Annotated in this window: 5 protein-coding genes; 4 read left to right on the top strand and 1 reads right to left on the bottom strand. The window is 75.2% G+C overall.

The features are described 5' to 3' along the window. Window positions 1–158: 158 nt before the first annotated feature. Window positions 159–632, bottom strand: coding sequence for an Lrp/AsnC family transcriptional regulator (locus ACFWEK_RS18770; protein WP_430547689.1), 474 nt, complete (start codon window positions 630–632; stop codon window positions 159–161). Between the two features lie 140 nt (window positions 633–772). Here ACFWEK_RS18770 and ACFWEK_RS18765 point away from each other — a divergent pair, with 140 nt between their 5' ends. The 4 genes from ACFWEK_RS18765 to ACFWEK_RS18750 all read left to right on the top strand — a co-directional run. Further along, the gene (locus ACFWEK_RS18765) at window positions 773–2,113 is read left to right on the top strand and encodes a thiamine pyrophosphate-dependent dehydrogenase E1 component subunit alpha (protein WP_430555019.1); all 1,341 of its coding nucleotides are present in this window, start codon (window positions 773–775) and stop codon (window positions 2,111–2,113) included. Further along, entirely contained in the window at window positions 2,110–3,135 is a 1,026-nt protein-coding gene (locus ACFWEK_RS18760; protein ID WP_430555018.1) for an alpha-ketoacid dehydrogenase subunit beta, read from the top strand. The genes ACFWEK_RS18765 and ACFWEK_RS18760 overlap by 4 nt, the downstream gene beginning before the upstream one ends. Continuing rightward, window positions 3,135–4,538, top strand: coding sequence for a dihydrolipoamide acetyltransferase family protein (locus ACFWEK_RS18755; RefSeq protein WP_430555020.1), 1,404 nt, complete (start codon window positions 3,135–3,137; stop codon window positions 4,536–4,538). Before ACFWEK_RS18760 ends, ACFWEK_RS18755 begins: the two co-directional genes overlap by 1 nt. Then, window positions 4,535–5,156 (top strand): carboxyl transferase domain-containing protein (locus tag ACFWEK_RS18750; protein WP_430555017.1); only part of this gene is annotated, 622 nt, incomplete at its 3' end. The genes ACFWEK_RS18755 and ACFWEK_RS18750, both read left to right, overlap by 4 nt.

The raw sequence follows: 5,156 nt of genomic DNA, 5'->3' as shown, positions 1-5,156 counted from the left end.
CGGCCTCCAGGTCGTGCACGGTGAGCGTGCCGACGTCGCTGACCTCGTGGTCGCGCAGGAAGCCGTACAGCGCCGCGACGTCCGGCAGCCCGTCGGTCTCGCCGGACTCCGGTGCGGTGTTCACCAGCGCGGCATGAACAGGCCGTGCTGGGACCCCGTCAGAGCGAGCGCCGTGCGGCCTCGATGAGGGGTCGGATGCGGTAGGGGATCAGCTCGCCCATCGACAGGGACGTCTCGGTGCGCTCGACGCCGTCGATGGCGAGGATGGCGGCGTCGATGCGGAACAGGTGGTCGGTGTCCCGGCACACGACGTGCACGCGGAGGTCGGCGGCGCCGCTGTGCCCGTACGCCTGCACGACCTCCGGGATCTCGGCCAGCCGGTCGACGATCGCGGGCAGCTCGCGCTGGCGCACGGTGACCTCGAGGAACGCCGTCAGCGGGTGACCCAGGGCCGCGGGGTTGATGCGGCGGTCGAAGTCGAGGAAGGCGCCCGACTCCTCGAGCCGGGTCAGCCGCGCGTGCACCGTGTTCCGGGACAGGCGCAGGCGCTCCGCGAGGGCGGCGACGGTGGCCCGCGGGTCGTCGGCGAGGGCCGTCAGGAGGCTCAGGTCCACGGCGTCGTAGCTGCGCACATCGACCAGCCTAACGGGGCCGGCCTGAGCACTCTGCTCAACGTGTCGCGGGGTGCTGGTCGCACTCTGTGAGCGGCGTTACGTTCGCGGTATCCGGCGCTCGACGCGGAGCGGCCGGCGACACGCGAGGTGAGGCGACGATGCCCAGCACCATGGGTTCGACGTCCCGCGACGACCTGTCACGAGCGGGTGCAGCGCGGGCGGAGACGGCGTCCGGTACGACGGACGGAACGACGACAGACAGCACGAACGGCAGCCCGAGCGGCACCACGAGCGCGGGCACGACGGCGGCCGGCACGACGAGCGCGGCGCGGCCGGGCGACGTCCCGCTCCGCCTGCTCGACGAGAAGGGCGTGCGCCACCCCCACCCGGCGCTCGACCGCTGGCTGACGGATGTCGACGCGGGCACGGACGACGCCCGGGCGGCGCTGCTGGCGCTGTACGAGGAGATGGTCGTGGCCCGGCGCATCGACGCCGAGGCGACGGCGCTGCAGCGGCAGGGCGAGCTCGCGCTGTGGCCGCCGCTGCAGGGGCAGGAGGCCGCCCAGGTGGGCTCGGCCGCCGCCCTGCGGTCCGACGACTTCGTGTTCTCCAGCTACCGGGAGCACGCCGTCGCCCGCAAGCGCGGCGTCGCCCCCGTGGACCTGCTGCGCGTGTGGCGCGGCATCACCGCGTCGGGCTGGGACCCGTACGCCGTGAACATGGCGACGCCGCAGGTCATCATCGGCGCGCAGGCCCTGCACGGCGTGGGCTACGCGCTGGGGATCCAGGCCGACGTCGAGCGCGGCGTCGTCGACGTGGACGACGACGGCACGGCCGCCGTCGTGGCGTACGTCGGCGACGGCGCGATGAGCCAGGGCGACGTCAACGAGGCGTTCGTCTTCGCGGCGACGTGGCAGGTGCCGCTGGTGCTGTTCTGCCAGAACAACCAGTGGGCGATCTCCGAGCCGGTGACGCTGCAGTCGGGCGTGCCGCTGGTGCGCCGGGCGGACGGCTTCGGCGTCCCCGGCGTGCGCGTGGACGGCAACGACGTCCTCGCCGTCCTCGCCGTGACGCGCGAGGCGCTGCACCGGGCGCGCACCGGCGGGGGCCCGACGTTCGTCGAGGCCGTGACCTACCGGATGGGCCCGCACACCACCGCCGACGACCCCACCCGCTACCGCGACGCGTCCGAGCTGGACGCCTGGGCCGAGCGCGACCCGGTCGCGCGGCTCGCCGCGTACCTGCGGGCGGGCGGCCTGCTCGCCGACGACGACGAGGCGCGGGTGCGCGCCGCGGCCGACGCCGTCGCCGCCGAGCTGCGGGCCGGCGTCGTCGCCCTGGAGGACCCGCCGCCGCTGAGCGTCTTCGACCACGTGTACGCCGAGCCGCACCCGACCGTGGCGGCCGAGCGGGCGGAGCATGCGGCCTACCTGGCGGGCTTCGCCGACACGGACACCGACACCACGGGCGGCGACGCCGGACAGAGGGCCGACCGATGACCACCCAGACCCTGACCCTCGCCAAGTCGCTCGGCGCCGGGCTGCGCCGCGCGATGACCGACGACCCGGCCGTCATGGTGCTCGGCGAGGACATCGGCCGCCTCGGCGGCGTGTACCGCGTGACCGACGGGCTGCAGGTGGAGTTCGGCCCGCGCCGCGTGGTGGACACGCCGCTCGCGGAGTCCGGCATCCTCGGCACCGCCGTCGGCCTCGCGTACCGCGGCTACCGGCCCGTGGTGGAGATCCAGTTCGACGGCTTCGTCTACGTGGCGTTCGACCAGATCGTCAGCCAGCTCGCCAAGATGCACGCCCGCACGAACGGCAAGGTGAGGCTGCCCGTGACGATCCGCATCCCCGTCGCGGGCGGCATCGGCGCCGCCGAGCACCACTCCGAGTCTCCGGAGGCGTACTTCGTGCACACGGCCGGGCTGCGCGTGGTGTCGGTGTCGAACCCGCAGGACGCGTCGACCGTCCTGCGCCAGGCGATCGCCTGCGACGACCCGGTCGTGTTCTTCGAGCCCAAGCGGCTCTACCACGTCAAGGGCGAGGTGGACGCGGACCTGCCGCTCGACGACGCGCCGCCGATGGGCACCGCGCGGGTGGTCCGGCCGGGCGACGACGTCACGCTCGTGACGTTCGGCTCGCACGTCGCGACGGCGCTCGACGCCGCCACCGCGGCGTCCGACGAGGGCGTCTCGGTCGAGGTGATCGACCTGCGCTCGCTGTCCCCGATCGACCACGACACGATCGCGGCGTCCGTGCGGCGCACCGGGCGGCTCGTCGTGCTGCACGAGGGGCCGCGGCAGGCCGGCGTCGGCGCCGAGATCGCGACGTCGGTCACCGAGCGCTGCTTCGACTTCCTCGAGGCGCCGCCCGCGCGCGTCACCGGCTACGACATCCCGTACCCGCCCGCGAAGCTCGAGGGCAACCAGGTGCCCGACCTCGACCGCGTGCTCGTCGCCGTCGACCGCGTGCTCGGCCGGGTGCCTGCGTCGGGTGCCGGCGTGGAGGTGGGAGCGTGATGGCGACGCGCGAGTTCAAGCTGCCCGACCTGGGCGAGGGGCTGACCGAGTCCGAGGTCGTCGAGTGGCGCGTGGCCGTGGGCGACGCCGTCGAGCTCAACCAGGTGATCGCGGAGGTGGAGACCGCCAAGGCGCTGGTCGAGCTGCCGTCGCCGTGCGCCGGCGTCGTGCGGGTGCTGCACGCCGAGGAGGGGCAGACCGTCGAGGTCGGCGAGCCGCTGGTCACCTTCGACCTGTCCGGACCGGGCGCACCGGAACCTGCCCCTGGTCCTGAGAGCTCGACGGTCTCGGCGGGGGAGGACAGCCCGGAGCCGAACCTCGTCGGGTACGGCGCGCGGCCTGCGCGCACGGGACGCCCGGCTCGGCGACGGCGGCGGGACGACGCCCCGGTCGCCGGCTCGGCTCCCGCCGCGACGACGGGGGCCCCGGCCGCCTCCGCGAACGGGGTCGCGTCCGCCACGTCGTCGGACGGGCACGGGGAACGGCCGCGCTCGACGCCGGTCGTGCGGGCGCTGGCACGCCAGCACGGGATCGACCTCGCCACGGTCACGGGGACCGGCCCGCACGGGCGCATCACGCGCGAGGACGTCGAGTCGGCGTCGTCGGACGCGACGGCGGCGCCCGTGGGCACGACGACGGTCGCCGCGACGGGCACGAGCGAGGAGCGCACCCCCGTGCGCGGGGTGCGCAGGCGCACGGCGGCGGCGATGGTCGCGAGCGCGGCGGCGCCGCAGGCGTCGGTGTTCCTCACCGTGGACGTCACGGCGAGCATGGAGCTGCTGGCCCGGCTCAAGACGCACCCGATGGCGGGCGGTCAGCGGATCACGGTGCTCGCGCTGGTGGCGCGCGCCGTCCTCGCGCTGCTGCCGCAGCACCCCTCGCTCACGAGCCGCTGGGTCGACCTGCCGGACGGCGAGGCGGAGATCGTGCGGTCCGCGCACGTGAACCTCGGCATCGCCGTCGCGACGGACCGCGGGCTGGTCGTGCCGCACGTCCCCGCCGCGGACACGCTGTCGCTCACCGGGCTCGCCGCCGCGCTGACGGACCTCACGGCGACGGCGCGGGCCGGCCGGACCACGCCCGAGCGGCTGATGAACGGGACGCTGACCATCACGAACATCGGCGTCTTCGGGGTCGACTCGGGCACGCCGATCCTCAACCCGGGCGAGCCCGCGATCCTCGGCCTCGGCCAGATGGCGCGCAGGCCGTGGGAGCACGACGGCGAGGTCGCGCTGCGGCAGGTGACGACGCTCAGCCTCACGTTCGACCACCGTGTGGTGGACGGCGAGCAGGGCGCCCGCTTCCTCGCCGAGCTGGGGGCGGTGCTCGCCGACCCGGCGCTCGCCCTGCTGCTGGGCGGGGACGCCCCCGGCCCGGTCCCCGAGGGAGAGGAGCCCGCGTGACCGTCCTCGACTCCGCCGTCGACGCCCGCGCCGACGCCGCCCGCGCCAACGACGAGGCACAGCGGGCGCTCGCGGACCGGCTCCGCGAGCGCACCGCCGTCGCCGCGGAGGGCGGCACCCGGCGCGCCCGCGACCAGCACGTCTCGCGCGGCAAGCTGCTGCCGCGCGACCGCGTGGCACGGCTCCTCGACGAGGGCAGCCCGTTCCTCGAGGTGGCGCCGCTCGCGGCGTTCGGCGTGGACGACGGGGCCTGGCCGGGCGCGGGCGTCATCGCCGGCATCGGGCTGGTGAGCGGGCGGCAGGTGATGGTGGTCTGCAACGACGCGACCGTCAAGGGCGGCACCTACCACCCGCTCACCGTGAAGAAGCACCTGCGGGCGCAGGAGATCGCGCTGGAGAACCGGCTGCCGTGCGTCTACCTCGTGGACTCGGGCGGCGCGTTCCTCCCCCGGCAGGACGAGGTGTTCCCCGACCGCGACCACTTCGGCCGGATCTTCTACCACCAGGCGAGGCTGTCGGCGGCGCGCGTCCCGCAGATCTCGGCCGTGCTGGGCTCGTGCACGGCCGGCGGCGCGTACGTGCCGGCGATGAGCGACGAGACCGTCATCGTGCGGAAGC

Origin of the sequence: Isoptericola sp. NPDC060257 (assembly GCF_042726645.1) — a bacterium.
GTDB lineage: Bacteria > Actinomycetota > Actinomycetes > Actinomycetales > Cellulomonadaceae > Isoptericola > Isoptericola nanjingensis.
Note: the sequence above shows the minus strand (reverse complement) of the source record. Positions and strands in the feature narration are given on the sequence as shown.

Excerpts from the sequence above, each read along its gene's own strand:
- ACFWEK_RS18760 (WP_430555018.1), top strand. The coding sequence starts at position 2,110 with ATGACCACCCAGACCCTGACCCTCGCCAAGTCGCTCGGCGCCGGGCTG.
- ACFWEK_RS18765 (WP_430555019.1), top strand. The coding sequence starts at position 773 with ATGCCCAGCACCATGGGTTCGACGTCCCGCGACGACCTGTCACGAGCG.
- ACFWEK_RS18755 (WP_430555020.1), top strand. The coding sequence starts at position 3,135 with ATGGCGACGCGCGAGTTCAAGCTGCCCGACCTGGGCGAGGGGCTGACC.